14 protein-coding genes are annotated in these 16,233 nt (G+C 59.0%); 5 read left to right on the plus strand and 9 right to left on the minus strand.

The window, feature by feature from the left end; translation table 11 throughout:
* Nucleotides 1-305: 6-phosphofructokinase (locus tag RCH93_RS11040; RefSeq protein ID WP_306548461.1), on the plus strand; the 305-nt coding region annotated here is incomplete at its 5' end.
* Between the two features lie 118 nt (nt 306-423).
* The gene (locus RCH93_RS11045; RefSeq protein ID WP_306548462.1) at nt 424-1,068 is read left to right on the plus strand and encodes an endonuclease III domain-containing protein; all 645 of its coding nucleotides are present in this window, start codon (nt 424-426) and stop codon (nt 1,066-1,068) included.
* Nucleotides 1,069-1,081: 13 nt separating this feature from the next.
* Here the strand turns inward: RCH93_RS11045 and RCH93_RS11050 are convergent, their stop codons facing one another.
* The 3 genes from RCH93_RS11050 to rnr form a co-directional block, all read right to left on the minus strand.
* Nucleotides 1,082-1,900 carry an RNA methyltransferase gene (locus RCH93_RS11050; protein WP_306548463.1) on the minus strand — a complete coding sequence of 273 codons (819 nt, stop codon included), beginning with the start codon at nt 1,898-1,900 and terminating at the stop codon, nt 1,082-1,084.
* 19 nt (nt 1,901-1,919) lie between these two features.
* Nucleotides 1,920-2,423 (minus strand): hypothetical protein, encoded by a 504-nt coding sequence (locus RCH93_RS11055; RefSeq protein ID WP_306548464.1) that lies wholly within the window; start codon nt 2,421-2,423, stop codon nt 1,920-1,922.
* Nucleotides 2,424-2,573: 150 nt separating this feature from the next.
* Nucleotides 2,574-4,799, minus strand: coding sequence for a ribonuclease R (gene rnr, locus RCH93_RS11060; RefSeq protein ID WP_306548465.1), 2,226 nt, complete (start codon nt 4,797-4,799; stop codon nt 2,574-2,576).
* A gap of 175 nt (nt 4,800-4,974) precedes the next feature.
* Here rnr and RCH93_RS11065 point away from each other — a divergent pair, with 175 nt between their 5' ends.
* A complete protein-coding gene (locus RCH93_RS11065; protein WP_306548466.1) occupies nt 4,975-7,080 on the plus strand; it encodes a bifunctional (p)ppGpp synthetase/guanosine-3',5'-bis(diphosphate) 3'-pyrophosphohydrolase in 2,106 nt (701 codons plus the stop codon).
* A gap of 208 nt (nt 7,081-7,288) precedes the next feature.
* Here RCH93_RS11065 and aat read toward each other — a convergent pair whose 3' ends face one another.
* Entirely contained in the window at nt 7,289-7,972 is a 684-nt protein-coding gene (aat, locus tag RCH93_RS11070) for a leucyl/phenylalanyl-tRNA--protein transferase (RefSeq protein WP_306548467.1), read from the minus strand.
* A gap of 110 nt (nt 7,973-8,082) precedes the next feature.
* The gene (locus RCH93_RS11075; protein ID WP_306548468.1) at nt 8,083-8,796 is read right to left on the minus strand and encodes a PEP-CTERM sorting domain-containing protein; all 714 of its coding nucleotides are present in this window, start codon (nt 8,794-8,796) and stop codon (nt 8,083-8,085) included.
* Between the two features lie 618 nt (nt 8,797-9,414).
* Between RCH93_RS11075 and RCH93_RS11080 the strand changes: the two genes are divergently transcribed.
* Together RCH93_RS11080 and ispH are read left to right on the plus strand one after the other, a co-directional pair.
* Nucleotides 9,415-10,827, plus strand: coding sequence for an ExeA family protein (locus tag RCH93_RS11080; protein WP_306548469.1), 1,413 nt, complete (start codon nt 9,415-9,417; stop codon nt 10,825-10,827).
* A gap of 58 nt (nt 10,828-10,885) precedes the next feature.
* Nucleotides 10,886-11,806 carry a 4-hydroxy-3-methylbut-2-enyl diphosphate reductase gene (gene ispH / locus RCH93_RS11085; protein ID WP_306548470.1) on the plus strand — a complete coding sequence of 307 codons (921 nt, stop codon included), beginning with the start codon at nt 10,886-10,888 and terminating at the stop codon, nt 11,804-11,806.
* A 43-nt stretch (nt 11,807-11,849) separates the two neighbouring features.
* Here the strand turns inward: ispH and RCH93_RS11090 are convergent, their stop codons facing one another.
* From RCH93_RS11090 to RCH93_RS11105, 4 genes are read right to left on the minus strand one after another with little or no spacing between them, the layout of a single operon-like run.
* On the minus strand, nt 11,850-12,815 hold the full coding sequence (locus RCH93_RS11090; RefSeq protein WP_306548471.1) for a divergent polysaccharide deacetylase family protein: 966 nt from the start codon (nt 12,813-12,815) through the stop codon (nt 11,850-11,852).
* A gap of 13 nt (nt 12,816-12,828) precedes the next feature.
* The gene (locus RCH93_RS11095; RefSeq protein WP_306548472.1) at nt 12,829-13,845 is read right to left on the minus strand and encodes a polyprenyl synthetase family protein; all 1,017 of its coding nucleotides are present in this window, start codon (nt 13,843-13,845) and stop codon (nt 12,829-12,831) included.
* Entirely contained in the window at nt 13,832-15,802 is a 1,971-nt protein-coding gene (locus tag RCH93_RS11100; RefSeq protein ID WP_306548473.1) for an ATP-dependent DNA helicase, read from the minus strand. Before RCH93_RS11100 ends, RCH93_RS11095 begins: the two co-directional genes overlap by 14 nt.
* A complete protein-coding gene (locus tag RCH93_RS11105) occupies nt 15,795-16,223 on the minus strand; it encodes a HEAT repeat domain-containing protein (protein ID WP_306548474.1) in 429 nt (142 codons plus the stop codon). Before RCH93_RS11105 ends, RCH93_RS11100 begins: the two co-directional genes overlap by 8 nt.
* Between the last annotated feature and the right edge of the window lie 10 nt (nt 16,224-16,233).

Genomic DNA, 16,233 nt, shown 5'->3' on the forward strand with positions numbered 1-16,233 from the left:
GGGTGGGCGAATGGGTCGCCAACCAGATTCGCCAGCGGTTGGGCAAGGACACCCGCTCCCTGGTGCTGGGGCATTTGCAGCGCGGCGGTTCTCCCACCACCTTTGATCGGCTGCTGGCGCTGCGCTTTGGCGCGGCGGCGGTCCGTCTGGCTGAGGCCGGCATCTTTGACCACATGGTGGCCTGGGTGCCGCCGACCATGACTTCGGTGCCCATTGCCGAGGCCATCCGCCGGCGGAAAAAGGTCGATCTGGAAAGCGACAAGGTGCAGACCGCCCGCGACATCGGCATCTGTCTGGGCGACTGAAAAGGCAGGTGAAGAGTCTGTAGATCCTTAGGCGTTGAGCCTTTTGCTTTCCCAGATTAATTCGCACAGCATTTAGCCACACAACCTAAAAGACTACAGACTAAACAACCTACCCGCAATGTCCACCGCCGAAACCCTGCAGTTGATGTATCAGCGCATGCTCGCGCACCTCGGTCCCCAGCATTGGTGGCCGGCGGAGACGCCCTTTGAGGTGATGGTGGGGGCGATTCTCACCCAAAACACCAGTTGGAAAAACGTCGAGCAGGCAATCGCCAATCTCAAAGGGGTGGGGCTGATGACGCTTCCTGCGCTGTCAGCCCTGCCCACCGGGCTTCTGGCCGAATACATCCGGCCGGCCGGGTACTACAACATCAAGGCCGGCCGGCTGCATAATCTCCTGACGCACATCAACCAGCAGCACGGCGGCGATCTCGAGGCCTTTCTTGCCCAGCCGTTGCCGGAGTTTCGCGAGCAATTGCTCTCCATCAAGGGCATTGGCCGGGAAACCGCCGATTCGATTCTGCTCTACGCCGCCAACCTGCCGATCTTCGTGGTCGACGCTTACACCCACCGCATCCTGACGCGGCACGGGGTGATCGACGAAGACTTCGGGTATGATGCCATTCAGGAATTGTTCATGGACGCGCTGGATTGCGACGTCCAGCTCTTCAACGAGTATCACGCCCTGCTGGTGCGGGTGGGCAACGGATATTGCAAAAAGAAAAATCCCGACTGCGCTGCGTGTCCGCTGCAGGGGATGTGAGCGGTTGGCGGGATTACTGGGCGGTTTTTTCGAGCGCTTGATGCTGTTCCGACGCAACTGGCGCAATCGGCGGCAAACCCGCTTCTTGCCCCTGGCGGTTGCGCCACAGCAGTTTGCGGCAGACGCCGCGGATCATGCTGGCCTCTTTTCTCTTCAGCCGCATCCGACCCAGGAACTGGCGGATGTTGCGCATCCAGTAGACGCGGTTGGTGTCGTGGAGAAAGGTGGCTTCGGACAGCACCTCTTCAACATGTTCGTACATGCCTTCGAGGTCAAACGAGTTGGCAAATTCCGATTTTGGGACGCCGGCAAAGGGCTGTGGCCGGGCGGCGGTGTAGAGTTCGTAGCAGTGGATGGCCACCGCTTGGGCCAGATTGAGCGAGGAAAAACCGGCGGTGGGAATGGTGGAGGCAAATTGGCAGAGGTTGAGGTCTTCGTTGCTTAAACCGGCATCCTCCGGACCAAACATCAGGCCGATCTGGTTGCCGGGCACGAGCGGCGCGATTTCCGCCATCACCTCGCGCGGCGTCTGATCCTGGGGACGATGCCGCCCTTGGCGGGCGGTGGTGCCGACGATGAAATGAAACGGGGCCGCCGCCTCGGCGGTGGTGCGGCAGACGCGCATCTCCCGGATGAGGTGCGCGGCCTTGTGGGTCGCCATCTTCAACATCCGTTCCTGGTCAAACTGCTCGTCGCTGACGACAATCAGCTGAGAGATGCCGAAGTTGGAGGCAATGCGCGCCGAGGCCCCAATATTCTCAGGAAACTTCGGCCCGACCAGGATGATTCCGATCTGGCCAAGGCCGCTGGCCGGCAGGTGTTCGTCCTTCATAATGCGTGCGCCGGCCGGATCAATGACCGGTGGATTGCTCCAGTTCGAGTGCTTTCTTCGACGACTTTTCCGACCCGGGGCTGCTGGTGGTCATGCGCTTGAAAAAGGGGATGATGCCGCGCTCCGCCCGTTTGATCTCCTCTTCCGCCTCTTTGACCGTGATCTGCCAAGCCGGGGCAAACCCTGGCGATTTCTCAAACATTATCTCAATGGCCTTTTGATAGACCTGTACCTGGCGCAGTTCCTGGCGGCCAGGCTTCTGATTGAGCACCTGGACCATGTTGCGCAGGTTGTCGCGCTCCTGTTTAAGCTTGTCGGCGTCGCCCTTGCGTCGTTCGTTTTCCGCTGAATCGATTTCCAGCTTGGTGTGCAGGTGCTCGCGCAGTTTTTTTAAATTGCCGTTGAGTTCCCGGGCCTTCATCCAGCCCCGCACCCACAGAATGACGGCAACCAACAAGCCGATGCACAGGCCGCGCAGGAAGGGATTGGCAAGAACGTCTGATATCCAGCTGCTGTTTTCCATGGCTCTACCTCAGAGAAAAGAAATTATGCGGAAAGGGCTGGGCCGATTCCGGCATTTCGGGATGTCGTCTCAATTCAAAGCAACCATTTTTATTTGAATTGCCGATATTCGTCAAGCAAAACCAAGGCGGAGCCGCCGCCCCGGCAGCGTTCATTTTTCTTCTTTTTCCTGCGGCTTGGCGGCAGCGGCCGGAACCAGGGAAAAGCTCAGCCGTTTGTTGAGCAGATCGACATGGTCAAGCCGCACCTGCGCATGGTCGCCCAATTGATACATCCGATTGCTCCGTTCGCCGATCAGGCGATAACGGCGGGCGTCGTGCAGGTAGTAATCGTCGGTCATGCTGGTCAGCGGAACCATGCCGCTGATGTAGCTTTCGTCCAGGGTGAGGTAGAGGCCAAAGGCGGTCACTCCGGAAATGATCGCGCCAAAGGTTTCGCCGATCCGGTCCATGAGGAACAGGGCGGAGCAGCGGGCGTGGACGTTGCGCTCGACGTCGATGGCCTTGCGTTCGCACTGCGAGAGATGCAGGCCGGCCTCGGCCAGGGTTTTGCCCTCGCCGGGGATTGGCGGTGTGGCCTGTTCCGTCTGGCCGGCGAGCAAGGCCTGCAGCACCCGATGGGCCACCAGGTCGGGGTAGCGGCGAATAGGCGAGGTGAAGTGGAGATAATATTCGGCAGCCAGGCCAAAATGGCCTGTGTTTTCCGGGGAATATCTGGCCTGCTGCATGGTGCGCAGCAACAGGTTGTTGACGATGTATTCCGCCGGCGAGTTGTGCGCCTGTTTAATGACCTGGGCAAACCAAGCCGGATCGACCTCGGATTGGGGCAGGAACAGCCCCAGCGCCTTGGCGGCGTCGGTGAAGGCGTCCAGCTTGGCCGGGTCGGGCCGTTCGTGGATGCGGTACAACACCGGTTTTTTCGCCTTGGCCAGGGTTTCGGCCACTGCCTCGTTGGCGGCCAGCATGCAGTCTTCGATCAGGAGATGGGCCTGATTGCGTTCCGCCAGGGTGATCGAGGCCACTTGGTCGCCGTTAAGGGTCACCTGGGGTTCGGGAATGTTAAAATCCAGGCTGCCGCGTTCGCTCCGGCGATGTTTGAGCAGGGCTGTGAGTTTTTTGGCGTGCTCGAGCATGGGCGTCAGGTCGGCGTGGGCGGCGCGAACCTCGGGGTCCTGCAGGTAGAGCAGCTGGTTGATCGTGGTGTAGGTGAAGCGCCTGCAGCTTTTAATCAGGCTGCGCGCGTATTTCTCGCCGGTGCGTTTCCCCTTGGCGTCAAAGCTGAGCATCGCGGTAAAAGCCGGCCGGTCCTGATTCGGAACCAGGCTGCAGAGGTCGTTGGAGAGGCGCTCGGGCAGCATCGGCAGAACCTGGTTCGGCAGGTAGACGCTGGTTCCGCGCAGGTAGGCCTCGCGGTCAATCTCCGATCCGGTCTGCACATAGTGGCCGACGTCGGCAATCGAAACATAGAGCAGATACCCGGCCCCGGTGCGTTCGACGCAGATTGCGTCGTCGAAGTCGCGGGCGGTTTCGCCGTCGATGGTCACATGAGGCAGGTGGCGCAGGTCGATGCGGCCGTTGGCGCACTCGGTCACCGGCGTCAAGCGAGCCGCTTCCGCCTCCACCTCGGCCGGGAAGGTTTCCCGGAGCGACGACTGGATGACGGCCATGCGGATCTGAACGGTCGCTTGCCGGGCGTCGCCGAGGATTTCGATGATCCGGCCGGTCGGCCCTTGGCGTTCCGAACCGTAATCGAGGATTTCCGCCGCCACCGCCATGCCGTCGCGGGCGGCGAGATCGTCGCCCCGGCGGATCAGCAGCGTGTAGGGCAGGCGGTCGTCGTCGGGGGTGACGTAACCGCCGGCCCCGCTTTCAGTGTAGATGCCGCAGAGGCGAGTGACGGCGCGGCTGAGCACCTGGGTCACCCGACCTTCCTTTCGGCCCCTGGCCGTGGCGGAAACCTCGACCAGGATCGAATCGCCCTGGCTGGCGCCGCCAAGATTGTGCGGGGCAATAAACACGTCCTTGCCGCCCTTGGCGCGTTCTCCTTCCAGGATGGCAAAACCAAAACCCTTGGAGGTGAGGTCAAGGGTTGCCCGCAGCTGCTCGGGTTGGGCGGCAGGGAAAAAGCGTTTGCCTTTTCGGTCGATTTTGCGCCCGTCAAGCAGTTGCGCCAAGGCCGTGTGTAGGATGGGCAATTGGCCGGAACCCAAATGCAGTTCATGGGCGATCTCGACGGCGGTCAAGGGAACACCCCGGGCCGCAAGCAGCCGCTGGACAGACAATTGCAGCGGGTCCGTTGCGGGGCCGCGTCCCGTTGAACGCCGTTTTTGGGGCGGCAATCCTGCCGATTTTCTTTTACGGAGTGGTCTTCTGGGCATGGTGTTGGTGTCCCCTGTTCCATACAGGCTGTGAAATCCGGCGGCGCGAGAATTTCTCTTTGTCCGCAGTCCGCTCTCTGTTAGAGTGCAGGTTCGCGCTTTTGTCTGCAAAAAGACAATTGTACACCATTTGAGCGGTAAGGAAAGGAAAAGCCAAGGACGGACAGGACGGCAGATGCAGTACGTTAAATTCGATCTCGACACATACCGCCAGGTCATGCACTCCTTCATCGGCGACGGTCCGGAGGCCCAGGTTTTTTGGAGGGCGCTGGATTTTGCCTTTGAGGCCCACGGCAACCAGTGGCGTCGTTCCGGCGATCCCTACATCATGCATCCCTGTTCGGTGGCGCGGATTTTGGCCGAAGAGCTGGACATCCGCAATCCGGAGATCCTTGCGTCGGCCCTGCTCCACGACACGGTCGAGGATGTGGATGAGGTCACCGACGAGGTGATCCGTGAAAAATTCGGGCCTAACGTGGAGGCCATCGTCGAGGGCTGCACCAAGGTCACCCATTACACCGGCGACCGTCAGACCTTCAAGAAACTGGTGCACCGCAAGATTTTCAGCGGCGCGGCGGCCAAACTGGAGGTGATGATCGTCAAGCTGGCGGATCGGCTGCACAATCTTCGCACCCTGTCCAGCATGCCCAAGCACAAGCGGCAGAAAATTGCCGACGAGACCATCGACATCTACGCTCCGCTGGCCACCATCCTTGGGTTGTTTGCCATCAAACGGGAGTTGTACAATCTGGCGCTGGCGTACAAGTTTCCCCGTCAGGGCAACCGGTTGCAGGCGCACATCAACAGTCTACGCAACGATCCGGCGGTGTTGGAGATTATCGACAAGGTCCAGCTGGCCATCGAAAAGGACGGGTTGAAGGGCAAGGTCACGCTGCGCACCAAGGGGTTGTGGGGCTACTACGACGTGCGCAATCGCATCCTGATCAAAGAGATCGAAAGCCCCCAGGAAATGCTGATTCTGATGAACACCAGGGGCGACTGCTACCAGGCCCTGGGGGTGCTCAATCAGATCTATCCGCCCATTCCCCGGACCATCCGCGATTTCATCGCCAGCCCCAAGCCGTCGGGATACCAGGGCCTGCACGCCCGGCCCAACATCAACGGCCGGAAATATCTTTTCAAAATCCGCACCGAGGACATGGCCCGCCGCGCCCAACGCGGCATGGTCCGCGACTGGGCCGGCGACAGCAAAACGACAAGCAAGTTTTTTAAAGAAATCCAGGAGATGTTCGATATCCTCGGCAGCGACGATTCCGTCTCCTACCGGGATATGATCGCCGCCAGCGGCCGCAAGGAAATCTACACCTACACCCCCCAGGGCGACCTGATCTGTCTGCCGATCAATTCGATTTTGCTCGACTTTGCCTTTCGGGTGCACACCGCCATCGGCCACACCAGCGTCGGCGGGATGATCGGCAAACAAAAGGTCGGGCTTGATCATCAGTTGCGCGACGGCAACGTGATCAAGGTCATTCGCCAGGAAGCGCAGGTCAATTTCGACCCTGCCCTGCAGACCCTCTGTCAGACGCCTAAGGCCCGCTCCGAACTGTCCAAGGCCTTCCGGTTGCGGCGGGAGGCGGTGTCGCGGCAAATCGGGGCCTCGATTCTTTCCCAGGAACTGCGGCGCTACGGCGTGCCTCTTGAGGTGATCGAGAAGGAAGGCATGGCTGACATTTTGGCCTATTTTGACATTGATTGCCTGGAGGATTTGTACCTCCAATTGGGCGAGGGCCGGGTTCGGCTGCGGGAACTGATCTACGAGATCCGCAACGGCCTGTATGTGGGGCGTCCGACCCTGTTTCAGCCAACCGGCGTCTTTAATCGCGTCGACCTGACCACGCTTGATCCGGTGGTGATGAAATCCTCTGCCTGCTGCAAGCCTAGCCCGCTTGACAAGGGGGTCATCGGGCTGCTCAGCGAGCGCGGCCTTTCACTGCACCGCAAGGATTGCGCCCAGTTGCGGAAAATCAATTTCCAGCGGGAGGATGCGGTTGAGGTGCGCTGGAAGCTTAAAAACACCAGGATCGAGAAAAATCAGCGGATTATCGTCATGCAGGCCACCCGCAACCGCTTGCTGCTGCTCCTTTCCGTGGCGCCCGAGGAGATGAAGATCATCGATGTGGTCTATCTGGGCAAGGGGGCTGCGCTGATCGGCGACTGGGAGGTTAATTTTCAGGTGGCCAATCTGTACGGGTTAAAAAAGGTGGACCGCCATTTTTCCCGCTCCGGTCTCCGATACGAGTTTGAGTTGGATCAGTGAGCTGTGGTTGATGGGGGCGGTCCCGGCGGCTTTTAGGTACGGGTTGACTCCGACGTTGTGGTGCTTACTTTGTTGGGCAAGACGGAGTGGCAAAGGTATGTCGCCGTTTGCAGTGGGAGGCGTGGCCTGCCAGTTGTCTGTTAGCTTTATTGTTTTGTCCGCTTTCTTTCCTGATGGCGTTTGTCGTGCCGTTTTTTCTCCTTGTCGGCTATGGCAGGCGCCATTTTTTTTGCGGTAGACAATCGTCAATGTGGGCATCTAGCTGCGCTTGAAACTCCTCCCGCGAAATTTCTCGTGTGCCGAAACGGAGCAGATGATCGGTGGTCATCTGGCAGTCAATCATGGCGATTCCTTGTTGCAAGGCCAGTTGAGCCAGAGCGGTCAGGGCCGTTTTGGAGGCGTCGGTGACGCGCGTGAACATCGATTCGCCAAAAAATATCTGGTCCAGACCAACGCCGTAGAGTCCTCCGGCCAGTTGCCCGTCGCGCCAGCATTCGATGGAGTGGGCATAGCCAAGTTCGTGCAGGCGACAATAGGCCTGCTCCATTTCCGGGGTAATCCAGGTGCCGTTTTTTACCCGGCCCGAGGCGGTGGCGCAACCGGCGATCACTTCGGCAAAGGCGGTGTCGGCAGTGACGGTGAAAGCCCCGGAGTTGATGGTGCGCTTGAGCCGTTTGGGCAGGTGGAATTCTGCAGGAAACAGCGCTAAGCGCGGCGCCGGCGACCACCACAAAATTGGATCGCCTTCTGAAAACCAGGGGAATATGCCTTGGCTGTAGGCGAGAATCAGCCGCGCCGGACTTAAATCGCCGCCAACGGCCAACAGACCGTCGTCGTCGGCAAATTCAGGCGAAGGGAAAATCAGGGCGTCGGAGAGGCGAAAAACGGGCATGGCGTTCCGGGCTGGAGGGGAGGATGGATGGGTGGAGCGGAATCCTACCTCAGCAACAAAAAAAGGCAAGCCCGAAGGCTTGCCTTAAAAAACGGGCAGCAGGGAAAGGATCAGTTGCTCATCCGGCGACGACGGATGATGCCGGCAATTCCAGCAATGCCTGTGCCGAAAAGGAACATGGTGGCTGGTTCGGGAACAGGGGCGTGTTCTGCAATGAGCTGACTTTGGGCTTTGTGCGTGGTTATTTTGCCGTAGCGATCAGTTTTGGTGTAGGTAAGGTTCATAACTTTAACATACGCGTCATAATCATCATATACATCGGATGACTTGCCATTTACATAAGAGTTGTAAAAAGCTAAAGCGTTACTGTCGAGTTTCCGGATCTCATCTTCAAGATACCAGATAACATATTGGACATAATCAGCTAGGTGCTGTTTGTCCGTTACGGCATCAAACGTATCGGTATAGAGGTAATTGTACAATACCCATTTTGTCTTGCTGGACACGACATCGTATCCAGGAGTGCTGTGATCTTCGTTAGTTCCGCCCCCATAGGCAGCGTCACTGATAGAGGAAATTGTGTATTCTTTGTCAAAATAAATCGTTTCGTTTTTTTCAAGGCAAAAGCTAGCAAAATCATCTGTAACTGTGTCGCCCTGAATATCTACAATGAATTCGCCGCCCCCCGTTATATTGGTGTGCCCATAGAGTCCGTCATGTAACTTAACTATTTGCCCATTGGTTGGAAATGCCATTGCCGAAACGGAAGACAGCATTAGTAACGATGCAGTTATCAGATTGATTCTTACACATGTCGATTTCATATTCCCTCACTTAAACATTCTGGCTGGTCTTTTTCGGAAGGCGGAAACTTATTTTGCCGAACGAGGATGTTTGAATTCATCGTTGCCAGCCGTTGTCTCCTGTTACATGAGATGAAGCAATAAGCTTGCCATTTTATTTTGTTGAATAAATCCGGCGTGTTGTGTTTTTTGTGGTGCGGCCTTGGGGAAAATGTCGAAATATCCGGAAATTTGCTCAGGTATTTTCCGAAAAATCGAAATTGTTGAAGTTGGGAGTCGTTTAAGCTTTCACTTAACTGTTTGATGTTTATTCGTATTTAATGGTTGTGACGTGGAGAGTTGGTGAAACTGTTGATGCTGTAATCCGATAATGCGGAAATTACAGGGGTTTCTGTTGGTTTTTCCGGAATAAATCAAGGTTGTGAGGGAAAAAATCAGCTCTAGGCAAAAAGTGGTTTACAGGATGCGCTTGCTCATTGATAATCAACCGACTGAAAGGCATGAGAAACTTCCACCCCGGGGGCTGGTCAGGGATAAGGTCGCCGTTAAAAGGAGCCTGAGGTGTCCGGCGTTGCGCGCGGATCGTCTGGGGTGGCTCAAGCCGGCTTGAGGAAATCATTCTGCAGCACGGAAATCACGATGTATCTCGAACACTTCCATCTCACCCAAGCCCCTTTTGCTGAAGAGCCGGACCCGGAAGTTTTTTTTCCAGGGGCGCGGCGGGAGGAGATTTGTCAATCGCTGATTCTCGACATTCTGGCCGGCAAGCAGTTGCTCAAGCTGGTTGGCCGGGAGGGCTCGGGCAAGACCCTGATTTGCCGTTTGATTGCCGAACGGTTGCACGCTGAATACCATGTGGTTTCCCTGGCCAATCCGATTGGTTCCTTTGACGACCTGTTGCGGATCGTCTGCATTGAGCTCGGCATGGATCCGAGAGGCGCGCACGAGCAGGTCAATTTCTTTGTGGTCTTGCAACAGTTGTTGGCCCAGCAGCGAGCCGACGGCGTCACCACCGTGTTGGTCGTCGATGAGGCGGAAAAACTCTTTTTGGCCACCTTGGAGCGTCTGGTGCGGCACGTCGGCGACAGGCAGGATGAGCTTGATCTGACCATTGTCCTTGCCGGACGGAAAGGGCTGGACGCCAATCTTGAGCAAATGGCCGTGTTCAGCAACAATGTTGACATCCACTCTGGATATTTTCTCGAAGACCTGAACGAGAGCGAGACCAGGCAATACCTTCGCTATCGCCTGAACGCCGCCGGCATGGGGCGTGAGCAGTTCGCCGAAGTCTTCACCGAGGGCGCGGTCGCCAAAATTTTCGCGGCGGCCCAGGGCAATTTGCGGATGATCAACATTCTCGCCGAGGAGGCTTTGAAAGCCTTCTGCGCTGAAAAATCGTTTATGGTGCTGCTGGACCACGTCGACCCGGACGCCGCTGAAAGTCCCCCGTTGGACAACAGAATGATGGAGATGTATGAGCTGCTCTGCGACAACAAACTTTTGGTGGGCGTGCTCGCCGGGGCCGTGGCGCTGGCGCTGGCGCTTGGCCTGTTGCTGGGCGGCGTCGGCAAGCAGTCGCCTTCTGTAACCGTGCAAAAAATTCCCGACATCACCTCAGCCGCGGCAACGGCAACAGGCGTCGGGCAAACGTCGCCTCAGATTGGTGATCAGGGCGCGGGCGGCGCACAACCGACCGTGGCCCGGGAAATCAGGGACGGCGACAAACTCTATCGCGACCGACTGGGCGCCAGCGCCAGTTGGTTGGCAGGCATTTACAAAGGCGGCTTTACCATTCAGCTGATGATGCTGGGGTCCAATCAGGCCCCGGCAAGCATCGCCGACATCTTGACCCAGGATGAATACTATCCGGTGCGCGATCAATTCTTTATTCTGCGCAAAAAAACCACCCCGCCCACCCTGTTTGTTTTTTACGGCATGTACGACAGTCTGGATGCGGCCCGCGAGGCGCGCAACAGCATGCCGGTGTTTCTCCGCAAGCATCATCCCTACCCGCTTTCGATCGCTGAGGCGGTCAAAAAAATCGAAAATTGAACCGGATACGGTTCGGCCTTTGTTCGCATTCATCTGAAACAGCACCCGGATTTGTCTCATGAAAGTTGTACTTGCCAAGCCCCGCGGTTTTTGCGCCGGCGTTAATCGGGCCATCGCCATCGTGCATCAGGCCCTGGAGCATTACCAGCCGCCGGTCTACGTTCTGCATGAAATTGTCCACAACACCCATGTGCTTGAGGAATTGCGGCGGCGCGGCGCAGTTTTTGTCGAGGAGTTGGAAGACATTCCCCAGGGGTCGGTCACCATTTTCAGCGCCCACGGCGTGTCTAGGATCGTGGAGGAAAAAGCCAGGGACTTGGGTTTGCGGACTATTGACGCCACCTGCCCGCTGGTGTCCAAGGTGCATCGGCGAATGATCCGGCTCAACACCCAGGGGTTTGACGTGCTGGTGATCGGACACAAAGGGCATCCCGAGGTTGAGGGCACCTGCGGCCAGGCTGTCGGGCCGGTGCATGTGGTGTCGAAGGCCTCGGAGGTCGTCGATCTTCAGGTAACCGATCCGAACAAGGTGGGTTATGTCACCCAGACCACTTTGAGCGTTGACGACACCGAGGAGATGCTCAAAGCCATTCGCAGGCGGTTTCCCCACATCGAAGAGCCGGAGAGGACCGATATCTGCTATGCGACCACCAACCGGCAGGCGGCGGTCCGCGAGTTGGCCGACCGGGTGGATCTGGTGCTGATTGTGGGCTCGAAAAACAGCTCCAATTCAAATCGGTTGCGCGAGGTGGCCGAGTTGCGGCACACCCCTGCCCATCTTATTGACGACGCCAGCGAGATGGATCCGCAATGGTTTGACGGCGTCGAACGGGTAGGGGTCAGCGCCGGGGCTTCGGCGCCGGAACATTTGGTGGTGGAGGTCGTGGCCTGGTTGCAGCGGCAGGGCGCCGAGACGGTCGAGGAGATGGAAGGCGAGGAGGAACGCATCAGTTTTCTGGTGCCGGAGTTGGAAGCCTGAACTGGTGTTTTTGTGGGATTGATGCGTGCAGGCGGCTGAGCGGTTAGCGCGCCAACCGTTGCACGCCAACCAGTTCAACCTCGGAGAAATACGCCGGCCCGCAACTTCCAAGGGCCATGAACATGGCCTGATTTGGATGGCCAATGCCAATGGCCTGTCCCCGTTGTTTGGCCTGGGCCACGAGGTGGCCGAGTTGGCGGCAGATTGATTCGGGGTCCTGAGTGTTGTCGAGAAAGACATGACGCCGGGCGGTCGGCAACCTCAGCTGTCGCGCCGTTGTTTCCCCCAGTGATGCGGGGGTGGTGAACGAGTCGATAAAGAAAAAAGAATGCGCCTTCAGAGTGGTCAGCATCCGTCGCATTCCCTGGCTGCTTTCGGTGAAGCGCGACCCCATGTGATTGTTGGCCCCGACGGCATAGGGCACATTCGCCAGCATCCCTTCGGTTTTTCGAGAGATTTCCTCCGCTGTATCCCCGATTCTCAGGGCCTCCGGGCCTAATTTCCAAGAGCAGTCCTTGGGCTCCATGGGCAGATGCACCAAAATGGTGCGTCCGGTTCGATGCGCCTGTTCCGCTAACTCGCTGGTATACGGCGCTTCGGGGAGAAAGGAAAAGGTGAGGTCGGCGTCTATTTGGAGAAATTGGCGGCCCATGGGGCGATTGTAGCCCATGTCGTCAATGATGACGGCAATGCGGGGGCGTGGCGACGTTTTTCCGAGGGGAGAGGTTGCCGCCTGGGGCGGGGCGGGGAGTTTTTCTGGTGCAGACGGCGGTCCTGGCAGGAGAACGTCTGTTGGCGGATTGGCCTCGTTGCTAGGCGTAGGGGCGTCCGCCGTAGGCAAGGTGGTTGGCGGCAACGGAGTCTCTGACAGCTGCGCTTGAGCGGTTTGCTGCACAGGGGCTGGTTGTTCCGTGACCTGCTCCGGCGAGCGGCCTCGGGGCAGGCACAAGACGACAATCAGGATCAGGGCCGCGCTGACGGCAAGGAGGCGAACTGTGGAAAAAGGCACGGGCCTGAGCGGGTTATTTTTTTCGGGCCAGGACGTATTCGGCCAGTTCCTTGAGCAAGGCGATGTTTTCTTCCTCCGGGCTTGAGGCGGAGAAAGGGGCAAGCGCTGCAAGGGCCGCTTCAACCAGTTGCCGGGCCGTCAGAGCGGCGGAATGGAAGCCGCCGTGGTGTTCGATCAACGCATACAATTGCCGGTAGGCCTGGGGCTGGGTGCGATCACCTTCCATCAGGGCTTGGACGGCTTGTCGTTCTTGCTCGGTTGCCTGGTTCAAGGCGTTCAGCAGGGGCAGGGTGATCTTGCCTTCGATAAAATCGTTGCCGGTTTTTTTGCCGGTGCTGTCAGTGTCGCCAAGAAAATCCAGCAGATCGTCCACCACCTGAAAGGCGGCCCCGAGATGGTCGCCGTAAGCTGCCAGGGCTTTTTGCCGGGTTTCGTCGGCGCCGGCGAACAGGGCGCCAATGGCGCAGGTTGAGGCGATGAGATTGCCGGTCTTCTGGCGGATGACGTCAAAATACTGCTGTTCCTTGGTGGCGACGTCGCCAACGTAGCGCAACTGCTCGAATTCGCCGTTGACCATGGAGGCCGTGGCTTGGCAAAAAATTTCCAGACCGTCCGCGCCCGCCAGTCTGCCGATCAAATGCATGCTGCGGGCGTGCAGCCAATCGCCGGCGAGGATGGCGGCGGAAAGGCCGTATCGCGCCGCCACGGTGTCTTTGCCGCGCCGCTGCTCGGCCCGGTCGATGACGTCGTCGTGAACCAGGGTGGCCACATGCAGATATTCAAAGGCGGCGGCCAGCAGGTACAGGGATTCGTCGTCCCGGCCGCAGCAACGCGAGCAAAGCACCGTCAGCAAAGGGCGGATCCGTTTGCCGCCGTTGAACAGGGCATAGTGCAGCACCGCAACCAAGAGCGGATCGCTGCCGGCCAAGGCGGCGTCCAGATCGCTCCGCATGCTTGTTTCAACGCGGGCGGCGACGCTTGCGGCCATGCCGCGCAGGTCCGTGGGGTGATTCATCTCAGGTGGTTTCATTGCTGCTCTTGAAAAAAGCCGCCACCTCGTCCAGATTCCTGGTCAGAGGGCTGGGGGGCAGACTTTTGAGAAATTGACGGCCATACCCTTTGGTAAACAGCCGGGTGTCGAGGATGGCGATAACGCCGCGGTCGTCTGCGGTCCGCATCAGCCGGCCCACTCCCTGGCGGAGGGTAAGAATGGCTCGCGGCGTCTGGAAATCGACAAAAGGATTGCCGCCCAAGGCCTTGATCCGGTTGATGCGCGCCATAATAACAGGGTCGCTGGGGACTTCAAACGGTAATTTGTCGATAATAACCAGGCTCAATGATTCGCCGGGGATGTCGACACCCTCCCAGAAACTGGCCACGGCAAAGAGCACCGAATCTGTTTGCCGGCTGAACTGACGCAGCAGGGTGCGCCGCGGGGCTTCGCCCTGGATGAAGAGCGGATAGGGCAGGCGATCGCGCAGGCTCGCGTAGGCCTGTTCCATGGCGGCAAACGAGGTGAACAGGGCCAGCGTCCGGCCGCCGGCGTGGTTGATCAGTTGTTCCATGCGCTCCCGCAGGGCCTGCGGATAGCCTGGCCCCGCCGGTTCGGGGAATTGGGCGTCGGCAACATAGAGCAGGGTGCGGCCGGGATAATCAAAGGGCGAGGTCAGGGAGAGGGTGGGGGTGTCGGCGGCCAAGCCCAGCCGTTTGAGAAAATATTTGAAATGCCCGCCGGTGGTCAGGGTTGCCGAGGTGAACACGCAGTGCCGGGCCGAGCTGAGCAAAGCCTCCTGCAGCTCGGTCGACACGTCCACCGGGGTGGCAAAGAGGGTCAGGTTGCGGTCGGTCCGTTCATACCAGTAGGTGAACCGCGCTTCCTCCTCTGTTGGCTCAAGGCCCGGTTCAGCCAGAATCAAGTCAAGGCGCGCGGCCAAATCCTGGGCGCGGTCGCCGTACTGCCGCCACGGTCCTTCCGCTGCAACCAGCTTGTCGAGCGAATCGCTCAGATGCTCCAGCGCTGCGCGGAGATCGTCGCGCATTGTCTGCAGGTGCGGCTGATCCTGAAGCACAGGCTGCAAAAGAAACCGCCCCTTGTGCAACGGAAATCCGCTTGCCAACCGTTCGACCGCGCCGATCAGCCGCGCGGCGGCGCTGACCGCCGCCTGTTGCGCCTTGCCGGAAAGTTCGGTTTCGGCGCTACGCTCCACGTCGCCGCACAAATCAATGATCTGGTAGCGTGAAAAGGTAAAGCCGAAAAAAGTGGTGGCCACGTTCTCGACGTGGTGGGCTTCGTCGAAAATCACGGTTTCGTAGCGCGGCAGCACCTCGCCGTAGCCGGTGCGGCGAACGGCCAGATCGGAGAACAGGAGGTGGTGGTTGACAATCAGCAGGCGGCTGGCGGCGGCGTCGCGCCGCAACCGGTTAAGAAAACAGCCGGCGGCTTCGGGACAGTTGGCGCCGAGGCAAAAATGGGACTGGCAACAGATTTTTTGCCACAGCGGCGAGGAAGCGGTCAGCCAACTGAGTTCGGAACGGTCGCCGTGAACGGTTTCGCCGAGCCAGGCGTCGATGGTTTTGCCCTCCGCGCCGGTGAACAGATCCGCCTGCCGGGCCGCCTGCAGCTGCCGCCAGCGGTAGAGGCAGAGGTAGTTTTGCCGGCCCTTGACGCACAGGGCCTTGAGGTCCGGATCAATATGTTCCAGGATCAGGGGGATCTCTCGTTGCAGGATCTGATCCTGCAGGTTGCGGGTGTTGGTGGACACCACCACCCGGCGGCCGCTGAGCACGGCAGGAATCAGATAGGCAAGCGTCTTGCCCAAGCCGGTTTCCGCCTCCACCACCAGGCAGGAGGCCTGGTCCAGGATGTCTTCCTCGCGGTGTTCAAGCAACTGGGCCACGGCCTTGGCCATGGTCAACTGGTCGGGACGCGCCTCGTAGCCCGCAATCCGGGTGGCGAGCACGCCCTCTGGTCCGAAAATCTTATCCATGCGTCGGCAAGCCCAGAATGTCGCGCACGATTTCCCGCACCTGGGGCGAGGGATCGTCAAGCAGCGGCGGCAACGCGGCCAAGGCGGCCTCGGTTCCGACAATGGCCAGCACGCTGGCGGCCTCGCCGCGCACCCACTCGACAGGATGGCCCAGGTGTTCCACCAATCCGGGAACGGCGAGGGAGAGCTGCTCAGGGCAAAGGCCGGCCAGATGTTCGAAAAGCACGGAAACACCGAGGCGGACGGCAAAGCGTTCGTCGGTCAGCAGACGGCCGGTCCAGGCAAAATAGCGCGGCTCCTGGCGGAACATGGCAACGATGTTGTCGACATGACCCATGGCGAGAAAATCGGCGATGACCTGCAGCAAGGCATCGTCGCTGACTTCTGGGTGCGCGGTCGATGGAGAGGGTAGGGTGGTCATGCGGGCGGCT

The organism is Desulfobulbus sp. (genome assembly GCF_030824455.1).
Lineage (GTDB): Bacteria > Desulfobacterota > Desulfobulbia > Desulfobulbales > Desulfobulbaceae > Desulfobulbus.